The sequence below is a fragment of the Cupriavidus sp. HE11 genome (genome assembly GCF_056097175.1).
On the sequence record NZ_CP184464.1, the window covers coordinates 3,193,620 to 3,218,744 of the forward strand.

Sequence of the window (25,125 nt, forward strand, 5' to 3'; positions counted from 1 at the left end):
TTGGATAGGCTGTTGGGTCTGAGCAGAACGTGACATGCCGATGCGGGGCGGTGCGTGAAATCGGCGGCGCAATGCCGCCGCGCCTCAGGCGCGCACCAGGCGGCTGCTTTCCCGCACGATCAGTTCACAGGGAAGCAGGGTGCGGCCCAGCGCCGGTTCGGGGTCTTGCGGGGCATTGAGCATGCGCAGCACCGTGCGGGCCGCCATCTGGCCGATCTGGTAGCGCGCCGGGCGCAGCGTGGTCAGCGCCGGCTTCAGGCGCACCGAGATGGGGGCATCGCCGAATCCGGCCAGTGCGCAGTCTTTCGGCAACGTCAGGCCGCAATCGGCGGCATGCAGGATCGCGCCGGCTGCCATGTTGTCGTTGGCAAAGATGATGGCCTCTGGCCGGTCCGTGCGCGCGGTGGCGGCCAGGGCTGTCATGGCGTGCGCACCGGCCTCGAAGTCGTCTTCGACATCCGCGATCTGCACGTCCGCGGCCAGTCCGGCGGCAGTCATCGCCCCGGCATAGCCCTGGGCGCGCTGGGCGGCCCGGAAGTCCTCCCCGACATGCGGCAGCACAAAGCGCACCCGCGTGGCACCTTGCTCCAGGAAGTGGTGGGCCAATTGGGCGCCGGTTTCCGCGTGGGGAAAGCCAACCTGGTGGAAGGGGCGGTCATCCACGAAGCCCCAGGCCTCGACGACCGGAATATCGAGTGCTGACAGCATGGCCTCTGCCGCTGGCGTGTGATCGTCGCGCGTCAGGATCAGTGCACGCGGGTGCCAGCCCACGAAGGTGCGGATGGCGTTTTCCTCGAGGGTTTGCGAATACTGCGCGTTTGCCAGCAGCAATTGCAGGCCCGACGCCTGCAGCTCGTCGGTCATGCCTTTGACAAGGTCGGCAAAGGTGGCGCTGGCAATGTTCTGCATGACGGCGCAGACCACGCGCCCCCGGCCCGAGGCCAGTCCGCCGGCCACCTGACTGGGAACGTAGCCGATCCGCTCGACGATCTCCCGCAGCCGTTCGCGTACCGCGACCGACACCTTCTCCGGGTTGTTGAAGTAGCGCGATACGGTGATGGCCGACACGCCGGCCAATGCGGCGACGTCGTGGATCGTATGGGTGGCGGCCTTGCGGCGCGATGCGCGCGGCGGTGGAGCGTCGTTCATGGTTTTTACGGATGGCTAGAGCACGGTGCCGAACTCTATCATTCGCCAATGCTACCGGTAACAGTCACCGGTAACATCAGTGATTTCACCTAGGATGTTTCAGGCATGACCCGACCGATTCTGCTTGTTGTGACGCCGTTTGCACCCGAACCGCCTGGGACGCTGCACGAACATTTCGAGGTGGTGGATTGGCGTGCCTGGACGATGCCAGTGCATTCCTGCGGGAGCACGACCAGGCCGATGTGTTGATCGTCGCCACGCCTGGCGGCACATCCCGGAATAACGAGAGGAGACATTGCTATGAATCGCAGGAAATGGCTCGGCCGCACGATGGCAGGCACCCTGGCAGGCGCGGCCGCATGTGCCATGGCGGTATTGCCATCGACCGGACTGGCCGCCGATGGCGCCTATCCGAACCGGCCCGTGACGTTCGTGGTGCCATACCCGGCCGGCGGCGTGGCCGACCAGTTTGCCCGGGCGTTTGCCAATGCACTCGGCGAACGGCTGGGCCAGCCGGTGGTGATCGACAACCGCGCTGGCGCCAATGGCAATATCGGCTCGGCTTTTGTCGCGCGCCAGCAGCCTGCCGATGGCTACACGCTGCTGCTCGGCTCCACGAGCACGCTGGCCATCAATCCGCATCTCTACGCCAGCATGGGCTATGACCCGGTCAAGGACCTGCAGCCTGTCACGCTGACGCACCAGATGCCGAACGTGCTGGTTGTGGGGGCGCAGACACCGTACAAGACCGTAGCCGATGTCATCAGCGCGGCCAAGGCGCAGCCAGGGCGCATCGACTACGGCTCTGCTGGCAACGGCAACACCATGCATCTGGCTGGCGTGCTGTTCGAAAAACGCAGCGGCACCCACCTTGTGCATGTGCCCTACAAGGGCGGGCCGCCCGCGTTGATGGACGTGCTGTCCGGCCAGATCCCGATGATGTTCAACAACCTGCCCGCCGTGGTCACGTACAAGAAGGCCAACAAGCTTCGTGTGCTGGCCGTGGCCGATACCAAGCGGTCGCCGGTGCTGCCCGATGTGCCGACGTTTGCCGAGGCCGGCGTGCCCGATGTGATCTCCGTCGTCTGGAACGGCATCCTGGTACGGCGCGGCACGCCGCCCGCCATCGTCGAACGGCTCAACAAGGAAATGGTCGGCATCCTGCAGTCGCCCAAGTTCCGCGAGCCGCTGGAGCAGCAGGGCTACGAAGTGCTTTCGTCGACGCCGGCGCAGTTCGAAGCGCTGCTCACCAAGGATTCCGCGGCGATGGGAAAGCTGGTCAAGGAAGCCGGCGTCAAGCTGGACTGAGCGGGATGGACGGAGATAGCGGTGTGAAGAAAACAATCGATCAACTACGCAGCCAGCGCTGGTTTGCCAGCAACGATATCCGGGGCTTCGCGCATCGGCAGCGCATGCAGCAGCAGGGGCTGGCACGTGAAGCGTTCATGGGGCGGCCGATCATCGGCATCCTCAATACGTGGAGCGACCTGTCGCCTTGCCACGCACATCTGCGCGACCGGGCCGAGTCGATCAAGCGCGGTGTGCTGCAGGCAGGGGGCTATCCGCTGGAACTGCCCGCCATGAGCCTGGGCGAGGTCATGGTCAAGCCGACCACCATGCTCTATCGCAACTTCCTGGCCATGGAAGCGGAAGAACTGATACGGAGCCTCCCGCTCGACGGCGTGGTGCTGCTCGGCGGCTGCGACAAGACCACGCCGGGCCTGGTGATGGGCGCGATGTCGATGGACGTGCCCGCGATCTTCTGCGCCGCCGGCCCGATGCTCAATGACCGCTACAAGGGCCAGAGCGTGGGGGCGGGCACCCATACCAAGAAATACTGGGAGCAGTACACGGTAGGTGCCATCGGCGATGCCGAATGGGTGTCGCTGGAAGCGCGCATGACGCGCGCGCCCGGTACCTGCAACACGATGGGCACGGCCAGCACCATGACCGCGATTGTCGAGGCGATGGGGCTGGCGCTGCCTGGCTCGACGAGCATCCCGGCGATGGACGCCGGCCATTCGCGCATGGCATGGGCCTGCGGCCAGCGGATTGTCGACATGGTCTGGGAAGACCTGCGGCCATCGCGCATCCTGACGCGCCAATCGTTCCTCAATGGCGTGGCGGCGTGGATGGCGCTGGGTGGCTCCACCAACGCGGCGGTGCATCTGCCGGCCATGGCAGGCCGGGCCGGCATCGAACTGGGCCTGGACGACTTCGACGCCATGGCGCGGCGCGTGCCTGTGCTGGCAAACCTGTTTCCGGCCGGCAACCGGCTGATGGAGGACTTCTATTTCGCAGGCGGCCTGCCGGCGCTGCTCAACCGCATCGCAGCGCACCTCGATCTGGGCGCGATGACCTGCACTGGCGCCACGCTGGGGCAGAACATCGAAGGGCACACCTGCCAGGACGACGAGGTGATCCGGCCGCTCGACCGGCCGGTGGTGCAAGCGCCCGACGGAAACCCGGATGCCGGGTGCGCGCTGGCCGTGCTGCGCGGCAACCTGTGTCCGGACGGCGCGGTCATCAAGCCGTCGGCCGCCACGCCCGCGCTGCTGTGCCACACGGGCCGCGCGCTGGTGTTCGATTCCAACGCAGAGATGCTCGCCGCCATCAACGATCCAGATCTCGATGTCGATGAGAACACCGTGCTGGTGCTGCGCAATGGCGGCCCGGTCGGCGGCCCTGGCATGCCGGAGTGGGGCAACCTGCCGATTCCGAAAAAGCTGCTGCAGCGGGGAGTGCGTGATCTGGTCCGCTTGTCAGACTCGCGGATGAGCGGCACCCACTATGGCACCTGCGTGCTGCATATCTCGCCCGAATCGGCCGTCGGCGGCCCGCTGGCGCTGGTGCGCACCGGCGACGAAATTCGTCTCGATATTGTCGAGCGACGCCTCGACCTGCTGGTATCCCAGGAAGAAATCGATGCCCGGCGCGCGCAGTGGACCCCGCCGCCAAAGGTCTACGAGCGCGGCTACACCCGCATCTACCAAAGCGAAGTCACGCAGGCGCACCTGGGCTGCGACTTCGCCGTGCTGGCCGGCAATGCGCCGACACCTGAACCCGCCATCTACTGATCCGCAACCTTTCTCACGAGAACCAACATGCCCGCACCCAAAGATCTGCTTGCCAACGCCTTCCGTGACCGCCTGGCCCAAACCGGCGTACCCCTTGGAACGTGGCTGATGTCCGGCACGTCCAGCACGGCCGAAGCGATGGGCCGTGCCGGCTTCGAATGGCTGGTCGTCGACCTGGAACACGTGCCCCTGGACGAGCGCGAAATCCTGAACGTGCTGCAGGCCATCGCCGGCACGGACGCCACGCCGATCACGCGCCTGGCCGCCAATGATCCCGTGCTGTTCAAGCGTGCGCTGGATCTGGGCGCACAGACGGTGATGGTGCCGTTCGTCGACAGTGCGGACGCTGCGCGCCGTGCGGTTTCCTATGCCAAGTACCCGCCTGAAGGCATCCGCGGCTTCGCGGCCGTGCATCGCGCCAGCGGCTACGGTACCGCGCCCGACTATGGCAAGCGTGCCAACGATTCGGTCTACACGATCATCCAGCTCGAAACGCCGCAGGCCGTGGCCGCGCTCGAAGAGATTGCCGCCGTGCCGGGCGTCGACGCGCTGTTCCTGGGGCCGGGCGATCTTGCGGCCAACCTGGGCTATATCGGCAATATCGCGCATCCGGAAGTGCAGGCTGTCATCGCCGACGTGGCGCGCCGCTGCAAGGCCATCGGCAAGCCGTGCGGCATTGTCGGGCCGACGCCGGAGATGGTGTCGCAATTCGTGGCGCAGGGCTATGCCTTCGTTGCAGTGGCTTCGGACATGGGCATGATGATGCGGCAGGCGAACGCATTCATCCAGGCGATCCGGCCCGCCATCGCCAAGGGCTACGACGGCGGCGTCTACTGACGCGGCGCCGACCCGGATGGGGCCGGCAGAGCCCCGTCAACGACAAACTGGAAGGAGACTCTCGATGCAACGTAATGCGTCACGCCCGCTGCGCTGGCTGCCCTGGGCCGTTCTCGGCTGCATGGCAGCGGCGGCAACCCTGACTTCCCACCCGGCCGCCGCGCAGGACGGCTATCCGGCGAAGCCGATAACGCTGGTGGTGCCATTCGGACCTGGCGGCACATCCGACATCATGGCGCGCATCCTGGAGCGCCGGATGACGGAGAGCATGGGGGGCGCCATCGTCGTCGACAACAAGGCGGGTGCGGGCGGGGCAATCGGCATGTCGCAGCTTATGCGGGCCCGCCCCGATGGCTACACGATCGGCCTGTCTGTCATCGGACCCGAAGTCCTGCAGCCGGCCATCCGCAAGACGGGCTATAGCTACAAGGACTTCGATCACATCTGCGGCACCTACGCCGTACCGCTCATGATGATGGTGCCCAAGGACTCGCCGTTCAAGAGCGTGTCGGACGTGGTGGAATACGCTCGACGTCACCCGGAGAAACTTACCTATGGGTCTTCGGGGCCCGGTACGCTGCTGCACCTGTCGATGGAGATGCTGCTCGGCAAGGCCGGTGCAAAGGGGCTGCACGTGCCGTACAAGAGTTCGGGGGAAATGGTGACCGGCTTGCTTGGCAAGCAGATCATGGTCTTCAACGAGACCCCGACCGTCTCGAAGCAATATGGCCTGCGCCCGCTGGCCGTCTTCGCCGAGCGCCGCCTGCCAAATTACCCCGACGTGCCCACCGCAGCAGAATCGGGCTGGCCCGTGCAAGCCACGATCTGGGGTGGCCTGATTGCGCCCAAGGGGCTGGCTGCGCCGGTGTTGAGCAAGCTGGAGAGCGCCTGCCAGCAAGTGCTTGCGAGCAAGGCATACCGCGCCGATGCGGAACGGCTGGACACGCCGCCCGAGTACAAGGATGCCAAGGCCTTTGCCGCTTTTGCGCAGCGCCAGTCGGAGATCTACAGCAAGCTGATCGCCGACCTGGAACTGGCGGACAAATAGACCGGGCGCCTATCCGTGGATCTTCTGGCAACCGGACCATTCGCGGAGGTCCTCCGGGACCCCGCGACCACGGTCTGCTTCCTTCTCTGTGTCGCGGTGGCGACCTATGTGCAGACGCTGACCGGCTTCGCCTTCGGCCTGGTACTGCTGAGCCTGGTGGCCACGTTCAAGCTGGCTTCGGTGGCCGATGCGGCCAATACGGCCAGCGTGCTGACATTGATCAACGCGATCGTGTTCTTCCGTGCTGATCGGCAGGCGCCACCCTGGGCGTTGATGCGTCCTGCACTGCTCACGAGCCTGGTGACGGTGCTGCTCGGGGTGCTGGTGCTGGGGTGGATGAACAACAATGCGGCCTCGTGGCTGGAAACCGCGCTCGGCGTGGTCATTGTCCTGTGTGCCGCCAGCCTCGTAATTCGCCGGCAGCAAGCGACTTCCGTGGGGCCGCCAGGCGGCTTTGCCCTGGCAGGCGCACTGTCCGGATTGATGGGGGGCTTGTTTGGTACCTCCGGGCCACCCATCGTCTTCTATCTGTACCGGCAGCCGCTCACCACCGACGTCGTCCGCCGCGCGCTGCTGGTGATGTTTGCCAGCAACGCCAGCGTGCGCCTGGTGCTGGTGGCCTTCTCCATGGGGCTGTCTTCCCACGCGCTGCTGCTCTGCGTACTGTCGTTCCCCATCGTGCACATCACCACGCGGCTGACAATGAAGATGCCCCCGCCAGTGCGCCCGACCGTGATGCGGCCACTTGTTGCTGCCTTGCTCGCGCTTTCGGGCATCGCCATGATTGCAAGGTGATGGGGGCAGGGTGGCAGTGTGGATTCGAGGGGAGTTGCCGGGCCTTAGGCAGTGATTCCTCGCCACGGCGCGGCCGGATGGTAGAAACTGCCGCTGGCCGCGGCGATCACCAGCTTGATGGGGCGCTCAGGCCGGGCAACGCGGCTATCGTCCCAATCTGTCCCGCAGGAATTCAATAAAGCGTTGCGTCTTCGCTGGCAGCAACCGCGTCCCGGTAATGGCATATACGGGCATCGGGGCGCCGCGCCATGCCGGCATGATGCGCTGGAGTTTTCCGCTGGCCACGTCATCCGCCTGCCAGTGTTCATGCATATGCCGTGCGGCCATGATCGAACATCAAGGCCGCACGGCGCATGACGAGCCAGATGAACGGCAGTGTGTCTGTGGCTTCCATCGAAGGCCGACAGGGTGTTGCCGTTCCTACCTCACTTCCTCGAAGTCGCCAGGCTTCCAGCTTTGATCGAACCAGGCTTGCAGTGGCGCGTAGAGACGCAGAATCACCATCCAGTGCTTGCCTGGGATGGTCTGTACCCAGTTGCCTTCCTGACCGGCAGGCGCTTTGGGCCCGAACCAGACCGTGTATGACCCGTCAGCATTGGCCGTCATGCGTTTCTGGTTGCTGTCTATGCCCGCGAGCTTCTGATCTGTTTCCAGCATCGAGCGCGTCTGGGTGTCGTACACGGTGAACGACCAGAACTGGCCGGCTGGAACCGGACCCGGCAGCGTCACCTTGTAGGTCCTGGTGCCGTCCAGAAACTCGCCCTTTGCATCGCGGGCGGCCAGCGCATAGGCCGAGCCGGAGCCGGGCTTTGCCGCGGCCATTGCCGGGGTGATGCCAGTTGCCCCAAAGTGGAACAGGGTACGGGCGTCCAGCATCCGTTCGCCATTGTCCAGGAACTGATAGCTGTTTCCGATGAAGCCGTTGTCCCATTGCCGGTCGGGATAGAACTTGACGCGTGGGTCACGCGATCCGAACTGGATGGCGCGTGCGGTGGCATTGCCGACCGCGACCGCATCGGTCAGGATCGCCTTCATTCGCGCATCCGGCGCAAAGGGTCTGCCCTTCTTGATGCCGATCGCGCTGAACAGGCCCACGATCTCCGGGTCGAACGCATCCCCGGGCTCGTACTGGATGACCTCGTTCATCTCCTGATAGAACCTGAAGTCGTTGGAGTGGATGGTATTGAATTGCTTGCCCGAGATGTTCACGAACGCCGTGGCTGGCGGATTCGTGGCGGCGGAAAGCGGGTAGATGCGGGCGGACTGCTTGACGTGTCGTACCGTCGCTGGAATGTCATTGTTCTGAACAAACGCGCGGAAGATCAGCAGGTTGGTGTAAGTGGGTGTCGGGATGACGAAGTATCCGCTCTCGGGCAGCTTGCCCTTGTAGCCTGGCGGCACGAAAAGATACTTTCCCCCTTTTCCCTTGTCCGGGCCGGTCAGGCCGACGTCTGTCACAAACCGGAAGTAGGCATCATCGACCGGCCCCAGCACACCTGAAGGAATCTCGACGACGATGGGGCCGTCTTTCACATCCACGCACGAGAGGTTGTAGACCGTGGTGGAGTTGGCGGTGAGGAACAGCGAGCGCGCATCCATCAGGTCCTCGGTAATGCCAATGCTCCGGTTTTTCTTGACACCGGCCTGATCGAGTCCGGTGCAGAGCGCATGCACGGAGGCAGCGGGAATTCCTGAAAGAAAGGCCTCGATACCGCGCGCGAAATCAACCTGATCGTAAGCTTTGCGGACAGTGTCGGCGTCAGGCAGGCCGTCGATGAACCTGAGCGTTCCGATTCGTGTTTCCACCTTGTCTGGCGTCGTGATCGATGCCGGCACGCTTGCTGCATACTTGGGCGCGGTTTGCGCCTGGGCTGATGCAATGGCCGCTACAGCCAGTGTCAATGCCAGGATTTCTGCTTTCAAGATTTTCCCCAAGGGCTGTATTACGTGAGGACTTCAAGTCTCACGCGAATATAGCAAGGCCAATCCATCAGATTCAGCCACGCGGGGTATCACGTCATTGAAAGTTTTTGCCAGTGTCGATAACTTTTTTCGATAGGGCCGCTACTGCCACAGTTTCCCGGTGCGAAGCCGCGGCAGCGATGTTGCGCCCGTGGTCATGGTCCACGAGCGCTGGATCTCGCCTGGCGAAAGAGCTGGCAGATCAGGCCGGGATCGGGGTGAAAGGCGAATCGTAGCCAACGTTGCTCTTGGACGGATCGGTGGTCTGGATGTTGATGCCGTCGTCGTAGATGACAGTCGGCTCCTTGTAGTCGGGCACCATCAGGCCCTTTCTGAAGATGCCGCCGTAGATGGCGCTCAGGTCGGCGGATCCGAGGATGTCGAGCTTGGAAAGATCATGGATGCGAATGGCGGACATGGCTGTCTCCTGGTTGAGTGGTGCGGCTTCCTTGATTGGGGCGCGATATGTCTGAGCAGCAAACATGCCAATACCGCAGGCAGCACATTCGAGGCTGATGCGAAGCATTCTGATGGTTCGGCGCATTCACCTGCAGCCATGCCTGTTGGTACGGGGCGAACATCCCGGTCTGATGCCGTGGACCCCGGGACCAGGTGGATGGCGATCATCGTGCTCTGAAATATTCGGTTTCGGGCGGCACGCGTCTAGGTCCAAAGTCCCATGGAGCCGATGTCGACAGTGGCTAATCTTGTGGAAGCTGTAGGTGCGGCTGTTTTCTCGGAAGAGAGATGCCAAAGGAGGGGAATCGTGAAAAATAGCCTGTTGGTCGCCGGTATCGGATTGCTCTTCCTGGCTTCTGCCTCCCCGGCGTCGGAAGCGCAACACTGGACCTATCAGGGGAAGACCGGCGCGCAGCATTGGGGTAGCCTGGAAGAAGACTACGCCATGTGCGGGACTGGGCATCGCCAGTCACCCATCGATATCGAGACGCGCAAGGTGAAGACGGCAAAGGCCGAGCCCATCAAGCTCTCATATGCCAGCACCAATGCGGAGGTCGAGAACAATGGGCATACCATCGAGGTAGCGCCCGAAAACGCGGGATCCATCACTATTGATGGTGTGGACTACAAACTCGTGCAGTTTCATTTCCACACACCCAGCGAAGAGAAAATCAATGGCAAGCACTATGACATGGTGGCGCATCTCGTACACAAGAATGCAGAGGGAAAGCTCGCGGTCATCGCTGTACTTTTCAAATTGGGGAAAGAGAACCAGACGCTGCAGCCAATCTTTGCGAATCTGCCTGGGGCGCCAGGTGAAAAGCATCCATTGGCTGGCGCGATCGACGTGATGGAACTGCTGCCAGCAGACCATGCCAACTTCCGCTTTGTGGGATCCCTGACGACTCCGCCATGCAGCGAAGACGTTCGCTGGTTCGTGATGAAAACGCCCATGACGATATCGAATCAGCAACTGAAGGCATTTCAAAAGGTGTACCCGATGAATGCTCGCCCCACGCAGTTGCTGAACGGAAGAGTGGTGGAGGAAGGGCGGTAATAGAGGCGCCACTATCCGCGCTGGATCGTCGGGGCGGTTCCGCTACTCACCGGCTAACGAGCATCCGGATGCCGAACCCGATCAGCAGTGCACCAGATCCGCGCTTGATCCAGGCGACGTTCCCGTGTGCGACGACGTACTTTCGCACGCCGCAGGCCGCGAGGGCGTATACGGTATGGACCACCGAGGTGGTTACCGCGACGGTCAGGTACATCACTGCAACCTGACGAACGATGGGTTCGTCGTGCTGGATGAACTGCGGCATCACGGCGGTCAGGAAGATCAACGCGTTTGGATTCGTGCCGGAGACAACGAACGCTTCTCTGAAGATCTGTGCAGCGGCGTTGGAGGGCACGCGTTCGGCATCGGGCGCAAAGCTGCGGTTGGCGCGGCTGAATGCCTGCCGCATGCCGACCAGGATCAGGCAGGCTGCACCGGCAATTCTGATGACAGGGAAGAGCGCCGATTGCGCGGCCATCAGCTTCCCGATGCCCAGCGCAACAATTTCCGTTGTGATGAATTGTGCGCAGAGGTTACCTGCGACCGTGATTGCAATGGCGTAGCGACCATGCCGCAGCGCATTGCGCACGACCAGCACCACGCTTGGACCCGGCGACAGCGTCGTGGTAAGCCACGTCATGGCGAACAGCAGCCAATAATGGAAGCTCAAGGTCGACTCGTGTGCGCAGGCTTTACCACTCGGCCTTCGAGACCATCCGGCGGGCCGGAGACCTGGTAGCGCTCAGCCATGCCCGAACGCGCGACGCCAGCGACCAGGGGCGCATGATCATGCAAGTCACTGCCTGATCCCCTTCGGTCTGAATCCTGACAAAGGCGTGACAGGGCAGGACATATTGGGCGCCGTCCTCAAGCGTGACCTGACAGTCAGGCGTGACGTCCAGCAACCAGTCCAGCGACTGGTCTCGATATTCCAGGCGTAGCGCCCCGTCCTTCGCTACGAGTGCGTTGCCGCGCTTCAGCGTCACGGCAAGAACCTGCCCTGGATAACATGCCCGTTCGGTCGTGTTCATCATGACCCCTCCTTTCTTTCATCCATGCCGTCGTATCGCTCGTAAGCGTATAAACTCGATCGCAGCGCCGCATCATCGGAAGCAATGACGGACACGACGAATAACAAGAAGGGAGTTCGGCATGAATGGACTTGATGGGGTATCCGCGCAGCAACTCTCGGATGTAATCGGCGCCATCTACGACTGCGCCCTCGAACCCGAGCGGTGGCCATCCACCTGCCGGACCGTTGCGGACCTGTGCGCAAGCACGGGCGGTGGTATCTGCGTGCACGACCTGAAGCAGGTGCGCAACGATCAGTTGTTCGTGTTCGGCTACCAACCCGAATTCCTGGAGAAACTGGGCAGCCAGTTCGCCGAAAGCCCGATGGCCGCTACGGACATCGTCTCGAATGTCGGCGATGTCAATTCGCTGGCCAGGGAACCGGGGCAACTACTGGAAAGCCGCTTCTATCGCGAAGTCCTGGAGCCCTACGGGCTACGGGACATCATCTGGTTTCCGGCGCTGCGCACTGGCGGTCGAATGGCGTCGCTGCATGCGTCCCGAAGCGACAACAGGCCCTACTACCAGCGGCCCGATGTGCAACTGTTCAAGCTGCTGTCTCCACATGTCTGCAGGGCGCTCGCGATTTCGGATGCACTCGACATCCGGGCGCTTCGATCGGAGATGCTCGAAAAGACGCTCGACGGGCTTTCGGCCGGGGTCTTCCTTACGGCGCGCGATGGTCACGTCGTCCATATGAATGCCGCGGCCGAGCGGCAGGTGAAGGCTGGTCATACGATCTGCCTGGCCCGCAACCGGCTGTCTGCCGTCCATCTCGCGGCCCGTGCGGCACTCGAGAAGAGTATCGATGCCGCGACGCGCGCGGACGCCGTCTCATCCTGGCGAGAGTATTCCGTAGCGATTCCAGATGGCACCGGCGCCGGTAGCGGTTATGTCGCTACCCTGTTGCCGATCGAGAGTGGGGAGCGCAGCGGAATTCTTGCGCCCTTCGCCGCATCGGTCGCCGTGTTCATGCAAGACCCCATCCAGGTGCCGCTCATGCCTGGCGAAGCCTTTGCCCGGCTGCACGGGTTGACCGGCGGCGAACTTCGGGTGCTGCTGGCGCTCTCGCAAGGGCTCGGAGGATTGGAGTCGGCAGAGATGCTCGGCATCAGCGAGCCAACGGTTCGCACCCATCTTCAGCGCATCTTCTCGAAGACCGGGACGACCAGGCAGTCCGATCTTCTGAGCCTGTTGCATCGTTCCACGCCACCGGTTCGCCCTGAAGCGCATTAAGAGGTTTGCGCCAACGGAGGGCGTAGCTGGGCATTCAATCAACGCTCGAAGTCATGGTCGCGCTGGCGGGCAGCATTGCTCTCCAGGGCGCCCGGCCTTTTCCTGTGTGGCGAATCAAACAAAAGCAAGGCCCGAGGCGGGCGTGTGGACAGCGTTGTCGACTAGCTGGAACAGGAAAACCCGGGTACTGTGCGCCTTTGTAGCGTTCCTGACGATTTTTGGGCATGTCGCCGAGTGCAAGCCGATTTGATCGAAAAAGAAAAGGGAGAGGCACGATGCATTTGAACAGGCAAAAAAGGTTAGTGGCGGTTTTGGCATTTTTCGCGCTGACGACTGGCGCCTTCGCCCAATCCGCATCAGTCGCTCGGGGCCGCTTACTGGATCAGACGACCACGCTACGCGTCAGCGCCAGCGCGCTGGCGAAACTGCTGGCTTCGACCGATGCCGGCCGGCAACTCATGCAGGTGGCCGGCACGCCGGCTTGTGACCTGGAAGTCGTGTATTTCCGCTATGGCACGATCGGCGGCGCCAACGAGCGCACCAACGCCAGCGGGGCCTTGATGATTCCTGCTGGCGGGCCGGCCTGTAGCGGGCCACGTCCGACCATGCTGTACGCGCACGGGACAACCACGTATCGCAACTTCAATATCGCCGATCTGACGCAACGCGACAGGCATAACGGCGACGGCGCCACGGAGGGCCTGGCCGTTGCCGCCATCTACGCAGCGCAAGGCTATATCGTGGTGGCGAGCAACTACGCGGGGTATTCCGGCTCCGGTCTGACATATCACCCGTACCTGAATGCCGCGCAGCAGTCGGCCGACATGATCGACTCGCTTGCGGCAGGGCGGGCTGCCCTGGGGAGAGCCGATTCACAAAGGCGCACCTGGGAGAATGGCAAGCTTTTTGTGACGGGTTATTCGCAGGGAGGCTACGTTGCCATGGCCACGCAACGCGCGCTGCAAGCGGCGGGCGTCAAGGTGACAGCTGGTTCGATGGGATCTGGCCCCTATGCCCTGGGTGCCATGGGCGATGCACTGGTTGCGGGCGAAGTAAATATCGGCTCGACCGTGTTCACGACGCTGGTGGCGACGAGCTACCAGCAGGCATACGGAAATCTCTACAGGCGTCCAGGCGATTTCTATGAGCCGGCGTACGCGCCTGGCATCGAACAGCTGTTGCCGAGTACGACACCGATCGATGTATTGATCGGCAAGGGAAGACTCCCCGCTACCGCGCTGTTCAGCCTTACCCCTCCCGCCCTGCAGTTTGCGTCGCTGACGCCGCCGACCTCTCCGCCGCTTGTGCCGGCGGTGCTGACGCCCGTCTTTGCGCTTGGGTTCGGCGATGCGAACCTGGTGCGCAACGAGTATCGTCTGGGCCTGCTGCAAGACGAACTCGTGAATCCAGACGGTGCATTCCCGCATACCACGGCTGCAATGGCGCCGGCGAGCAATCCCGGCACTCCGCTGCGTCAGGCATTCAAGCGAAACGACTTGCGCAACTGGACGCCCAGTTCCCCGGTGCAGCTCTGCGGCGGCTATGCGGATCCGACTGTCTTCTTCTTCAACGCCACCATTCAGCAGGCGTACTGGAAAAACGCCAAAGTGCCGGCAAAGCTGATTTCGGTGCTGGATGTCGATGCCTCCATCAGCGGGGCCAATGATCCTTATGCCGCGATCAAGCAAGGCTTTGCCAGCGCAAAGGCCGCGCTGGCCGCGCAGGCGGTTGCCGAAGGCGCCACGGATGGCGGTGTCTCAGCGGTTATCGAGGCTTACCATGGCGAACTGGTGGCACCGTTCTGCATGGCGGCAGCGCGCGCATTCTTCGGGAATTTTTGAGCATCCCTGGCAGGCGCCGTGATCGGGCCCGAGATCCACAAGGAGGCGGAATGCATATCGCTGAGCCGTGCATGCCGTGTCGACCGCGAGGGCCCGAATGGTTAGCGCCGAATGTCTTCATCTGACATTTCTGAACCAGGACGAGTGGGAAGACTGGTTGGCCAAAAACGGCGGCACCTCGGCCGGAGTGTGGCTGCGTCTTGCAAGGAAAGGCGCCAGGCAGTCGACCCTGACTTACCAACAGGCGCTGGCCAGTGCCCTGTGCCACGGCTGGATTGATGGTCAGAAGCAGGCCGAAAGTGAAGAGTACTGGCTGCAACGCTTCACTCGGCGCACCGCAAAAAGCATCTGGTCCAGGCTGAACAGGGAAAGGGCCGAAGCGCTTGTCGCCGCCGGCAAGATGCATCCAGCCGGCATGCGGGAAATCGAGAAAGCCCGGAAAGACGGCCGCTGGCAGGCTGCCTATACGTCCGCCAGCAACTCGGTTGTGCCGGACGACCTCCAGGCCGCACTGGATGCCAATCCCAAAGCCAGTGCGTTCTTTGCCACGCTGAACGGCCGTAACCGCTACGCCATCCTGTTCCGGATACAGACTGCGAGGAAGGCGGCAACAAGGGCGCGCAAGATCGACGAGTTCATCGATATGCTGAGCCGGGGTGAAACCCTTCACCCCTGATTTCAGGGCGCCGCCACCAGACGGCTAGAGGACGAGCGGGACATCCACGCCCACGGGCGCGACGTACTCCGTCATGCGCCGGCGCGACAGATCCATGTGGGCGCGCACGATATCGCCGGCGGCTTCCGCATCGTGCCGCGCGATGGCATCGATGATCTCGTCGTGCTGGTCGGCAGCCTTGCCCAGATCCAACTCCATGTCGACCGGGGCGGGGTGCCTGTAGAAGATCTTCCCCAGCCGCGCATGGTCGATCAGGATGCGGCGCAGGCTCGGCATCAGGTACGGGTTGTGCGCCATCTTGCCGATCTGCAGATGAAACTGGTCGTTGTTGAGCACGCGGTTTTCCACGTCGTTGCTTTCGATGGCCTCGCGGAACCGCCTCTGGATCTCCTTCAGTTCCTCGATTTCCCGCGCCGTCGCATTCGTGGCGGCCAACTGCGTGGTCGCAATGTAGATCATCGGCGCCGCCAGGAAGAAGTTGCGCAGCGACTGGTGATTCATCGACGACACGCGGGCCGCCCGGTTCGCTTCCAGCTCGATATAGCCCTCGGCTGCCATCTGCCGCATCAGCTCGCGCACAGGTGGGCGTGACAGGCCAAATTCCTCGCTCAACGCCAATTCGTCCACGACGGCACCTGGCGCCATTTCCATGCTGACGATCCGGCGTCGCAATGCCTCAGTCAGCAGCGCCTTGCGATCCACCGAAGCGTCAGACGTCGGCGCGTCGTCCGCGCCAGCCTTGGTTCTTGCCATTTGAGACCCCTGTCTATCAATCGTAGACATTCTATGGCATCGCAGCCGATTGGTCGCCCGTTCGCCCCTTCAAGTGCCTGAAAGCCTCTTCTTGTAAAAACCCGCGGGGCGCGCGTAAACCCTCATAGCCGTTTGTCTATCGTCGAAATATTCTTTGTCTACAAATGATAGACACAAAAACGGGGCAGCCGGAAACGATGGCAAGGCTGCCGCGGTAGTGAGGGCGACATGACCAAAGTAACTTCGACACCGGCTGACGATTCCACCTGTGGCTGGTTCCACCTGAGCAGGGCGCGCAAGCCGATGCCTGCTCATTCCGGCAAGACAACGGCGCGCTGGGTAATCATCGGCGCGGGCTTCACCGGCCTGGCGGCGGCCCGCCAACTGGCTTACCGCTTTCCGGATGACACCGTGGTGCTGGTGGAAGCCCAGGAAGTCGGCTTTGGCTCGTCCGGCCGGAATGCTGGCTTTGCGATCGACCTGCCGCACGACATTGGCGCCGACGACTACATCGGCGACATCACCACGGCGCGGCACTGCATGAACCTGAACCTGACCGGCCAGCGGATATTGAAGGCGCTGGTCGACCAGTACCGGATCGATTGCCAGTTCCGGGCGTCTGGCAAGTACCAGGCGGCCATCGAGGATCGGGGTATTGCCGTACTCGACGCCTACCGCCGCGGTCTGGACAAGCTGGGCCAGCCGTACGACATGATCGAAGGGGCAGACCTGCCGGATCACATCGGCACGTCGTTCTACCGGCGCGCACTGTTCACGCCGGGCACCGCATTGATCCAGCCGGCGGCGCTGGTGAAGGGGCTGGCTGACAGCTTGCCGCCGAATGTGGAGTTGTACGAGCACACGGCGATCACCGATGTGGAATACGGCGACAAGATCGTGCTGACACATGGTGACGGCAGCATCTCGGCCGATACGCTGATCCTGACCAACAATGCCTTCGGCCAGCGCTTCGGATTCCTGCGCGGCACGATGCTGCCGGTCTTTACCTATGCCAGCCTGTCCCGTCCGCTGACGCTGGCCGAGCAGGGGCAACTGGGCGGCAAGGAATTCTGGGGCCTGATCCCGGCGGACCCCTACGGCACCACGCTGCGCCGCACGCACGATAACCGCATCCTGGTGCGTAACAGCTTCAGCTACAACCCGGACGGCCGCAGCAATCCCAGGTATCTGGAGCGATTTGTTCACACCCACCGCGAGTCGTTCGAACGGCGCTTCCCGATGCTGCCCGGTGTGGAATTCGAATACACCTGGGGCGGATCACTGGCGCTATCGCGCAACCACATGGGCCACTTCGGCAAGTTGGCCCCGAACGTCTACGGCGCCTTGTGCTGCAACGGGCTGGGCATCACGCGCGGCACGGTCACGGGCCATCTGCTGGCCGAACACCTGGCCGGCGAACGCAACGAACTGATCGATTTCCTGCTGTCGTCGCCGGGCCCGAACCGCAATCTGCCCGAGCCGATCCTGTCGATGGGTGTCAACGCCAACCTGTGGCTTGGCCAGCGCCGGGCGGGCAGGGAGGTCTGACCCGGCAGCGGGGCGGCAACGCCGCATCGAATCTTATGAAAGCCGGGCCCAACGCAGGCCCGGGCGATACACGGTCAACCAGGAGACAAACGGTGGCAAACAATGTGTCAATCGAGGACGTTCCTCTGAACAACTTTCATCAACTGCTATGCATCCGCTCGGGTGGCGGCTGGCTGCTGGATGGCTACGTGCTGAGTATTATCGGCGTGGCCATGGTGCCGCTGGCTGCGGCGCTGGGCCTGAGCAGCTTCTGGCAGGGCATGGTGGCGGCGTCGGCGCTGATCGGCATTTTCTGCGGCGGCTTTCTCGGCGGCTTGCTGACCTGCCGGCTCGGGCGCAAGAAGCTCTATTTCGTAGGGCCGACGATCTTCGTGCTGTGCTCGGTGCTGCAGTACTGGGCGACGTCGGGTGCGGAACTGTTCTTCATGCGCTTCCTGATCGGCATCGGCGTCGGGTTCGAGTACCCGGTGGCAGGCGCATTGCTGGTCGAGTTCCTGCCGAAGAAGTACCGCGGCCCCCGGCTGGCGATGCTGACCATCCTGTGGTTCGCCGGTGCCGCACTGGCCTATATCGTAGGCAACGCACTGCTGGGTTCCGGCCGCGCCGATGCCTGGCGCCTGGTGCTGGCCAGCCCGGCAATCATCGGCATGGTGCTGCTGGTGATCCGCATGGGAACGCCGGAGTCGCCGCGCTGGCTGCTCAGCAAGGGCCGGGCGTCGGAGGCCGAGCGCATCATCCGCAAGGTCTATGGTCCGATGTTCTCGCTGCGCAACCTGCCCGAGCAGGCGACCGAGAAAAAGGTGTCGCTGCTGTCGCTGCTGCACTCCGGCTATGGCAAGCGCATGTTGTTCGTCTCTGTGTTCTGGAGTTGCTCGGTCATCCCGGTGTTCGCGGTCTACGCCTTCGCTCCGACAGTGTTGCAGGCGCTGAACCTGAAGGGCGAATGGGCGTCGCTCGGGTCCGTGGCCATCACCATGCTGTTCGTGGTCGGCTGCGTCATCGCCACGCGACTGATCAATATCATCGGCCGCCGCAGCATGCTGATCCACAGCTTCCTGTGGTCGGGCCTGGCCCTGCTGGGTCTGGGCGCCTGCTCGGACGGCAACCAGATGCTGGTGCTGATGCTGTTCGGTGCCTATGCGCTGTTCATTGGAGGCGCGCAGGTACTCCAGCTTGTGTACCCCAACGAGCTGTTCCCGACGGAGATCCGTTCGGCGGCGGTGGGCCTTGGTGCGTCGCTGTCGCGAGTGGGCGCCGCAATCGGTACCTGGCTTGTCCCCATCTCGCTGCAAACCATCGGCATCGGCCACACGATGTACGCCGCGGCCGGCGTCACGCTGGTGGGCCTGCTCGTTTCGCTGCTGCTGGCGCCGGAGACGCGTTCGCTCAGCCTGCAGGAAGCGGCATCGCTAAGCCGCTAACCGCCCCTCATTCCCCATTTCCGAATTCCTGAAGTAACGGAGAGCATCATGAAGTTCCAAGGCATCTATACGCCGGCCATCACGCCGTTGACCCCCGAAGGCAAGATCGACAACGCTGCGTTCGGCGACGTACTTGAGTCGCTAATCGAAGCGGGCGTGCACGGCATCATCATCGGCGGGTCCACCGGCGAATACTATGCGCACACCACGGAAGAGCGCCTGGCGCTGGCCGCGTTTGCCAAGGAAGTGATCGGCACCCGCGTGCCGCTGATTGTCGGCACCGGCGCCGTGCGCACCGAGGATTCGGTGGAGTATGCCAAGGGTGCCAGGGCGATCAAGGCAGACGCCATCCTGGTTGGCTCGCCGCCCTATGCGCTGCCGACCGAGGCCGAGAACGCCATCCACGCCCTGACCGTGGACAAGGCCGCCGGCCTGCCGATCATGCTCTACAACTACCCGGGCCGGATGAGCGTGTCGATGGGCCGCGAGTTCTTCCGCACGGTCACGTCGGCCTCGAAGAACTTCGTCGCCATCAAGGAAAGCTCGGGCCAGACGTCGCAACTGCATATGCTGGCAACCGAATTCCACGACATCGACATCTCGTGCGGCTGGGACGACCAGGCGCTGGAGTTCTTTGCCTGGGGCGCCCGTAGCTGGGTGTGCGCTGGCTCGAACTTCATCCCGCGCGAGCACATTGCGCTGTACGAAGCCTGCGTGATCGAGAAGAACTTCGACAAGGGCCGCCGGATCATGTCGGCCATGATGCCGCTGATGGATTTCCTCGAAGGCGGAAAGTTCGTGCAGTCGATCAAGCATGGCTGCACGGTTGCCGGCCTCAAGGCCGGGGGCGTGCGCGCTCCGCTGCAGGACCTTGAAGATGCCGACAAGCGCCGCCTGCAGGCGATCATCGCCGAACTCAAGCGCGTGGTGGCAACCATCGTCGGGGAGAAGGCGTAATGGCCCAGCTTCTGACCGCCGCCGAATACGCCGCCATCGCGGACAGGATCACGCTGCCGACGCAGGCTTTCATCGACGGCGGCTTTGTCCGCGCGGTGTCAGGCAAGACGTTCCAGACCACCAATCCGGCAACGGGCCAGGTGCTGACCGAGATTGCCGCCTGCGATGTGCGTGACGTGGACATCGCTGTCGCCAGGGCGAAGACCGCCTTCGAGGATGGCCGCTGGCATCGCCAGTCGCCGGGCCAGCGCAAGGCTGTGCTGCTGAAGTTTGCCGATCTGCTGGAAGAGCATGCGCACGAACTGGCCGTGATGGAAAGCCTGGACAGCGGCAAGCCGGTTCGTGAATGCCAGAACACCGACGTGCCCGAGACCATCCATACGATCCGCTGGCACGCCGAACTGACCGACAAGGTCTACGACAGCACGGCACCGGTGGGTTCTGCGGCATTGTCGCTGGTGGTGCGCGAGCCGATTGGTGTGGTCGGACTGGTGCTGCCGTGGAATTTCCCGCTGCTGATGCTGGCCTGGAAGATCGGCCCGTCGCTGGCGGCGGGGTGCTCGATCGTCGTCAAGCCTGCCGAGGAAACCACGCTGACCGCGCTGCGCGTGGCGGAGCTGGCCCATCAGGCAGGCGTGCCGGCTGGCGTGTTCAATGTACTGCCCGGTGGCGGCAAGGAGGTGGGGGAGCCGCTGGGGATGCACATGGATGTGTCGATGGTCAGTTTCACGGGTTCCACCGCCACCGGCAGGTTGTTCCTGAAGTACGCGGCGGAATCGAACCTGAAGCGGATCGTGCTCGAATGCGGCGGCAAGAATCCAGCCGTCGTCATGAAGGACGTCGACGACATCGATGCCGTAGCCCAGCATGTGGTGAATGGCGCGTTCTGGAACATGGGCGAGAACTGCTCCGCATCGTCGCGGCTGATCGTACATGCCGATATCAAGGACGCGCTGCTGGCACGCATTGGCGTGCATATGCGCGACTGGAAGATGGGCGACCCGCTGGACCCGGAGTACCGCATCGGTTCGCTGGTCAGCGAGGCGCATTTCAAGAAGGTGCGTTCGTACATCGAGCAGGCCGATGCCGAGAACCTGCGCGTGGCATTTGGCGGCGGTACGAAAGGTGAATCGTTTGTCGAGCCCACCGTGGTCGATGGCGTACCCGCCGAAAGCCGTTTGTTCCGCGAGGAAATCTTTGGCCCGATCCTGTCTGTGACGACGTTCACCGATACCGACGAAGCCATTGCACTCGCCAACGACTCCGTCTATGGACTGGCCGCTTCCGTCTACACCAGCAACCTGAACCACGCGATCCGGCTGTCGCGCGAAATACGCGCGGGCGTGGTGACCGTGAACTGCTTTGGCGAGGGGGATATCACCACGCCGTTCGGCGGCTACAAGGAATCCGGGTTTGGCGGCCGCGACAAGTCGATCTGGGCGCATGACCAGTACACCGAGATCAAGACGATCTGGATCGATGTACCCGTCGCGGCCCGATAGCCAGTAGTTCCTCCTGTTCCTATCGATGGTCTTATCCACATGGCAGTCATGCAAAGCAAACAGGCAACCCTGATCGGACTCGTCGCGGTGCTTCTCTGGAGTTCGATTGTCGGCCTGATCCGGGGCGTCAGCGAGAGTTTTGGCGCCACCGGCGGGGCGGCGCTGATGTACTCGGTCGCCTCGGTGCTGCTCTGGGTATCGGTCGGGCCGGTGCGGCTCAAGGCGCTGCCCCGGTCCTACCGCATCTGGGGCAGCCTGCTGTTCGTGTCGTACGAGCTGTGCCTGTCGTTGTCGATTGGCTACGCCAACACCGGCCGGCAGGCCATCGAGGTGGGCATGGTCAATTACCTGTGGCCCACCTTCACGATGCTGGCTGCGATCCTGTTCAACCGGCAGCGGGCAAACTGGCTGATCGTGCCCGGCTTTCTGGTGGCGATTCTGGGCATCACGTCGGTGCTCGGGGGCGACCAGGGGCTGGATCTTGCCAGCATGGCGGCCAACGTGCGCGACAACCCGCTGAGCTATGGCCTGGCGTTTGCCGGTGCCGTGATCTGGGCGGGCTACTGCACGGTGACGGCGCGCATTGCGCAGGGCAAGAACGGTGTCACGCTGTTCTTCATCCTGACGGCGCTGACGTTATGGGCGAAGTTCATCTTCACAGGTGGCGAGATGACGGGCTTCAGCGTCGGCGGCATGGTCTACCTGGCGCTGGCGGCCTGCGCGATGGGCTTCGGTTATGCCGCGTGGAACGTCGGCATCCTGCATGGCAACGTCACGGTGCTGGCCGGTGCGTCGTACTTCATTCCCGTGCTCTCGGCCGCCCTGGCCGCAGCGCTGTTGCATGCACCGTTGTCCCTTGCATTCTGGAAGGGCGCGGCGATGGTTGTCGCGGGCTCGATCCTTTGCTGGCTGGCGACGCGTGGCAAGGGCGAGCGGGCCGCACCGTCAACAGGCTCAGGTCAGACGACCTAGCAGATCCACCCCCGGGGCAAAGTACCCCAAGGACATATCAAATGAAATCGGAGAGAGACAAGCGTGCCCAGTGGCTTTGCATGGCAGCCCTGTGCGCGGGTTCCGCGTCGGCCTCGGCGCAGGGTTCGGTGACGTTGTACGGCGTGCTCGACGAAGGCATCAACTACACCAGCAACGTCGGCGGCCATAGTCAGGTGGCCATGGCCAGCGGATTTCCGCATGGTAGCCGCTGGGGTCTCAAGGGCAACGAGGACCTGGGCGGCGGGACCAAGGCGATTTTCCAGTTGGAGAACGGCTTCGACGTGGACAACGGCCGTGCCTTCCAGGGCGGTGCGTTGTTCGGCCGGCAGGCGTACATGGGATTGACTGACCAGCGCTGGGGAGCCATTACGCTTGGCCGTCAGTACGATTCCGTCGTGGACTACCTGGCGCAGACTTCGGCAGGTGGCACATGGGGCGGCTACATGTTTGCCCATCCCTACGACAACGACAACCTGATCAACACGTTCCGGGTCAACAATACGGTCAAGTACACCAGCCCTGTGCTGGGCGGCGTGAAGTTCGGCGGCATGTATGGCTTCAGCAACGACGCGAAGTTCTCGAACAACCGCGTGTTCAGCGGCGGCGCGCAGTACGCGCACGGCGGGCTGACACTGGCGGCGGCATACCTGCAGGCGGACAACCCGTCGGCGACATCCTTTGGCGCGATCAACAATGGCGGAGACCAGAACCTGCCGGGCAGCAAACTGAGGATCTGGGGCGCGGGCGGCACCTACGAAGCTGGCAAGTTCCAGTTCGGCCTGTCCTATGCCAGAACCGATGTGGCGGACCCGCGCAGCTCGGCCTATGTCGGGGATATCACGCCCCCGTCGGGAGCGCTTGGCGCGCTGCGGTTCGACAACATCGAGGCGAATATCAAATACCAGCCTGCCCCGCAGTACTGGTTTGGCGCGATGTATGCCTACACCCGCGCCACCTTCGATGCGACATCGGGCAAGAAGCACCCGGTCTATCACTCGGTCGGCCTGATGGCGGACTACCTGTTCTCGAAGCGCACGGACGTCTATGTGCAGACGGTGTACCAGCACGTGGGCGGCGACAAGACCGGTAGCGTGCTGGATGCTGCCTACGTGGTCAGCGCCGCGGGGGTGGCGTCTGGCCAGAACCAGGTGGTGTTCAGGCTGGGGCTGCGGCACTTCTTCTAGGAGCACATGCACCGGGGCTCGTGGCCGGCGGCACAAGGAAGAGCCCGCGCTCGCGCAAGGTCGCGGGCGTGACGGTCACGTCGCGACGTCATGATATGGTTAGCCCTTTGTTGCAAAGGCTACAAGGAAATGGACCGCATCACCCCCCCGGCAAAATCCATCGACGCAGTTGTTTTCGATTTGGGCAACGTCCTGGTCGACTGGAATCCGCGGCACCTGTACAGGAAGATCTTTGGCGCAGACGAAAGGGCAATGGAAGCCTTTCTGAAGGATGTCTGCAATACCGCCTGGAACGAGCAGCAGGACAGGGGGCGCAGCTGGGCGGATGCCATCGCCGAAGCCGTTGCCCGGCATCCGTCGCAGGAGTCGAACATCCGGGCCTACCATGAGCGCTGGCCTGAAATGCTCGCCGGTTCGATCCAGGGAACGGTCGACATCCTGAAAGACCTGAAAGCCAGCGGTGTACGCCTGCTTGCGCTGACAAACTGGTCGAGCGAGACGTTTCCCGTTGCGATAGAGCGGTTTCCATTCCTCAGCGACTTTGAAGGCATTCTCGTTTCGGGCCGCGAGCGCATGATGAAGCCCGAGCCCGCCATCTTCAACCTGCTGATCGAACGCTACAAGCTCACGGCCGGTTCGACGCTGTTTATCGATGACAGCATTGGCAATATCGAAGCCGCCACCCGTCTGGGTCTGATCGGCCTCCATTTCCAGGGACCTGACAAGCTGCGCGCCGATCTGCGATTGGCCGGGTTTTCGATCTGAGAAAGGGTGAGCAGCGTGGAGAATGACTGGCTCACCTATGCCAAGCGGTTGCAGGCACTGGCGTCGACTGGCCTGGTCTACTGCAAGGACCCGTACGACATCGAGCGCTATCAGGAGATTGCCGGCATTGCCCAGGACATGCTGGCGAAGCTGTTTTCCGTTCCGCTGGAGCGTATCGGGGAACTGGCGCCCAGCGCCAGGGCTCACGTGACGCCGCTGGTCGACGTTCGCGGTGCGGTTATCGAGGATGATCGCATCATGCTCGTGCGCGAGGGGCTCACTGGCCGATGGACCCTGCCGGGCGGGTTCGCGGAAGTCGGATTTTCCGCGGCCGAGAATGTCGTCAAGGAAATCAAGGAAGAGGCTTGCATTGACGTGGAGGTGAGGCAGCTCTTCAGCATCCGCCACAAGGCCAAGGGCCCGTTCAACCCGGACGCGCGGGATTTCTACAAGTTCTACTTCCTTTGCGAGCGCGTCAGCGAGGCCCTTCCCAAGGCCGGCCCGGAAGTGACAGACGTGGCGTTCTTTGGTCTTGATGAACTCCCCACACTCTGTACCGATCGCGTCGTGCCCGAAGACATGGCGAGGGCATTCGCGTTTCACCGGACCCCGGGGAAGCCGGCGATTTTCGACTAGGCGGCTGGCGGGCTCGGGGGGGGGGCGATCGCTTGCGACCGCGTGTCAAACTTCCTGGTCAGCTGCCTGTATTTTCCAGTTGACCCCTCAAGCATTGCAGTTTCGTTCCCGTTAAGTGTTCAGTGCGTACCGGCGCCCTGCGTGCCGTGCGCGAGCCT

At 63.0% G+C, this 25,125-nt stretch carries 23 protein-coding genes and 1 pseudogene; 17 read left to right on the forward strand and 7 right to left on the reverse strand.

Annotated elements, in window-relative coordinates; genetic code table 11:
• Window positions 1–84: 84 nt before the first annotated feature.
• Window positions 85–1,149, reverse strand: a complete 1,065-nt coding sequence (locus ACOABP_RS14840; protein WP_474225830.1) for a LacI family DNA-binding transcriptional regulator — start codon at window positions 1,147–1,149, stop codon at window positions 85–87.
• A 300-nt stretch (window positions 1,150–1,449) separates the two neighbouring features.
• Here ACOABP_RS14840 and ACOABP_RS14845 point away from each other — a divergent pair, with 300 nt between their 5' ends.
• From ACOABP_RS14845 to ACOABP_RS14865, 5 genes are all read left to right on the forward strand, one after another.
• The gene (locus ACOABP_RS14845; RefSeq protein ID WP_474225831.1) at window positions 1,450–2,457 is read left to right on the forward strand and encodes a Bug family tripartite tricarboxylate transporter substrate binding protein; all 1,008 of its coding nucleotides are present in this window, start codon (window positions 1,450–1,452) and stop codon (window positions 2,455–2,457) included.
• A 23-nt stretch (window positions 2,458–2,480) separates the two neighbouring features.
• The gene (gene araD / locus ACOABP_RS14850; RefSeq protein WP_474225832.1) at window positions 2,481–4,226 is read left to right on the forward strand and encodes an L-arabinonate dehydratase; all 1,746 of its coding nucleotides are present in this window, start codon (window positions 2,481–2,483) and stop codon (window positions 4,224–4,226) included.
• 27 nt (window positions 4,227–4,253) lie between these two features.
• Complete coding sequence (locus ACOABP_RS14855) at window positions 4,254–5,063, forward strand: HpcH/HpaI aldolase family protein (protein ID WP_474225834.1); 810 nt, start codon at window positions 4,254–4,256, stop codon at window positions 5,061–5,063.
• A gap of 64 nt (window positions 5,064–5,127) precedes the next feature.
• Window positions 5,128–6,111, forward strand: a complete 984-nt coding sequence (locus ACOABP_RS14860) for a Bug family tripartite tricarboxylate transporter substrate binding protein (protein WP_474225835.1) — start codon at window positions 5,128–5,130, stop codon at window positions 6,109–6,111.
• 108 nt (window positions 6,112–6,219) lie between these two features.
• Window positions 6,220–6,906, forward strand: coding sequence for a TSUP family transporter (locus tag ACOABP_RS14865; RefSeq protein ID WP_474225836.1), 687 nt, complete (start codon window positions 6,220–6,222; stop codon window positions 6,904–6,906).
• Window positions 6,907–7,050: 144 nt separating this feature from the next.
• Here the strand turns inward: ACOABP_RS14865 and ACOABP_RS14870 are convergent.
• The 3 genes and pseudogenes from ACOABP_RS14870 to ACOABP_RS14880 all read right to left on the reverse strand — a co-directional run.
• A pseudogene (locus ACOABP_RS14870) lies at window positions 7,051–7,200 on the reverse strand (LysR family transcriptional regulator); the annotation flags it as partial.
• A gap of 126 nt (window positions 7,201–7,326) precedes the next feature.
• Window positions 7,327–8,829, reverse strand: a complete 1,503-nt coding sequence (locus tag ACOABP_RS14875; RefSeq protein WP_474225837.1) for a DUF1254 domain-containing protein — start codon at window positions 8,827–8,829, stop codon at window positions 7,327–7,329.
• Between the two features lie 241 nt (window positions 8,830–9,070).
• Complete coding sequence (locus ACOABP_RS14880) at window positions 9,071–9,286, reverse strand: hypothetical protein (RefSeq protein WP_474225838.1); 216 nt, start codon at window positions 9,284–9,286, stop codon at window positions 9,071–9,073.
• A 348-nt stretch (window positions 9,287–9,634) separates the two neighbouring features.
• Here ACOABP_RS14880 and ACOABP_RS14885 point away from each other — a divergent pair, with 348 nt between their 5' ends.
• Window positions 9,635–10,384 (forward strand): carbonic anhydrase, encoded by a 750-nt coding sequence (locus ACOABP_RS14885; protein ID WP_474225839.1) that lies wholly within the window; start codon window positions 9,635–9,637, stop codon window positions 10,382–10,384.
• A 46-nt stretch (window positions 10,385–10,430) separates the two neighbouring features.
• Here ACOABP_RS14885 and ACOABP_RS14890 read toward each other — a convergent pair whose 3' ends face one another.
• Both ACOABP_RS14890 and ACOABP_RS14895 read right to left on the reverse strand, forming a co-directional pair.
• Window positions 10,431–11,054, reverse strand: coding sequence for a LysE family translocator (locus ACOABP_RS14890; RefSeq protein WP_474225840.1), 624 nt, complete (start codon window positions 11,052–11,054; stop codon window positions 10,431–10,433).
• A 22-nt stretch (window positions 11,055–11,076) separates the two neighbouring features.
• On the reverse strand, window positions 11,077–11,418 hold the full coding sequence (locus ACOABP_RS14895; RefSeq protein ID WP_474225841.1) for a hypothetical protein: 342 nt from the start codon (window positions 11,416–11,418) through the stop codon (window positions 11,077–11,079).
• A 118-nt stretch (window positions 11,419–11,536) separates the two neighbouring features.
• Between ACOABP_RS14895 and ACOABP_RS14900 the strand changes: the two genes are divergently transcribed.
• The 3 genes from ACOABP_RS14900 (at window position 11,537) to ACOABP_RS14910 (ending at window position 15,208) form a co-directional block, all read left to right on the forward strand.
• Complete coding sequence (locus ACOABP_RS14900) at window positions 11,537–12,691, forward strand: helix-turn-helix transcriptional regulator (RefSeq protein WP_474225842.1); 1,155 nt, start codon at window positions 11,537–11,539, stop codon at window positions 12,689–12,691.
• 275 nt (window positions 12,692–12,966) lie between these two features.
• Window positions 12,967–14,532, forward strand: coding sequence for an alpha/beta hydrolase family protein (locus tag ACOABP_RS14905; RefSeq protein ID WP_474225844.1), 1,566 nt, complete (start codon window positions 12,967–12,969; stop codon window positions 14,530–14,532).
• 97 nt (window positions 14,533–14,629) lie between these two features.
• Window positions 14,630–15,208, forward strand: a complete 579-nt coding sequence (locus ACOABP_RS14910; RefSeq protein WP_474225845.1) for a YdeI/OmpD-associated family protein — start codon at window positions 14,630–14,632, stop codon at window positions 15,206–15,208.
• Window positions 15,209–15,232: 24 nt separating this feature from the next.
• Here ACOABP_RS14910 and ACOABP_RS14915 read toward each other — a convergent pair whose 3' ends face one another.
• The gene (locus ACOABP_RS14915; RefSeq protein ID WP_474225846.1) at window positions 15,233–15,961 is read right to left on the reverse strand and encodes a GntR family transcriptional regulator; all 729 of its coding nucleotides are present in this window, start codon (window positions 15,959–15,961) and stop codon (window positions 15,233–15,235) included.
• Between the two features lie 228 nt (window positions 15,962–16,189).
• Between ACOABP_RS14915 and ACOABP_RS14920 the strand changes: the two genes are divergently transcribed.
• The 8 genes from ACOABP_RS14920 to ACOABP_RS14955 all read left to right on the forward strand — a co-directional run bounded on the left by ACOABP_RS14920 (window position 16,190) and on the right by ACOABP_RS14955 (window position 24,967).
• Window positions 16,190–17,509, forward strand: coding sequence for an NAD(P)/FAD-dependent oxidoreductase (locus tag ACOABP_RS14920; protein WP_474225847.1), 1,320 nt, complete (start codon window positions 16,190–16,192; stop codon window positions 17,507–17,509).
• 92 nt (window positions 17,510–17,601) lie between these two features.
• Window positions 17,602–18,930, forward strand: coding sequence for an MFS transporter (locus ACOABP_RS14925; RefSeq protein ID WP_474225849.1), 1,329 nt, complete (start codon window positions 17,602–17,604; stop codon window positions 18,928–18,930).
• Window positions 18,931–18,978: 48 nt separating this feature from the next.
• The gene (locus tag ACOABP_RS14930; protein WP_474225850.1) at window positions 18,979–19,887 is read left to right on the forward strand and encodes a dihydrodipicolinate synthase family protein; all 909 of its coding nucleotides are present in this window, start codon (window positions 18,979–18,981) and stop codon (window positions 19,885–19,887) included.
• Window positions 19,887–21,389, forward strand: a complete 1,503-nt coding sequence (locus tag ACOABP_RS14935; protein WP_474225851.1) for an aldehyde dehydrogenase — start codon at window positions 19,887–19,889, stop codon at window positions 21,387–21,389. Before ACOABP_RS14930 ends, ACOABP_RS14935 begins: the two co-directional genes overlap by 1 nt.
• A gap of 48 nt (window positions 21,390–21,437) precedes the next feature.
• Entirely contained in the window at window positions 21,438–22,361 is a 924-nt protein-coding gene (gene yddG / locus ACOABP_RS14940) for an aromatic amino acid DMT transporter YddG (protein WP_474225852.1), read from the forward strand.
• 41 nt (window positions 22,362–22,402) lie between these two features.
• Window positions 22,403–23,566 carry a porin gene (locus ACOABP_RS14945; protein WP_474225853.1) on the forward strand — a complete coding sequence of 388 codons (1,164 nt, stop codon included), beginning with the start codon at window positions 22,403–22,405 and terminating at the stop codon, window positions 23,564–23,566.
• A gap of 129 nt (window positions 23,567–23,695) precedes the next feature.
• A complete protein-coding gene (locus ACOABP_RS14950) occupies window positions 23,696–24,331 on the forward strand; it encodes an HAD family hydrolase (RefSeq protein WP_474225855.1) in 636 nt (211 codons plus the stop codon).
• Window positions 24,332–24,337: 6 nt separating this feature from the next.
• Window positions 24,338–24,967 (forward strand): NUDIX hydrolase, encoded by a 630-nt coding sequence (locus tag ACOABP_RS14955; protein ID WP_474225856.1) that lies wholly within the window; start codon window positions 24,338–24,340, stop codon window positions 24,965–24,967.
• Window positions 24,968–25,125 lie beyond the last annotated feature (158 nt).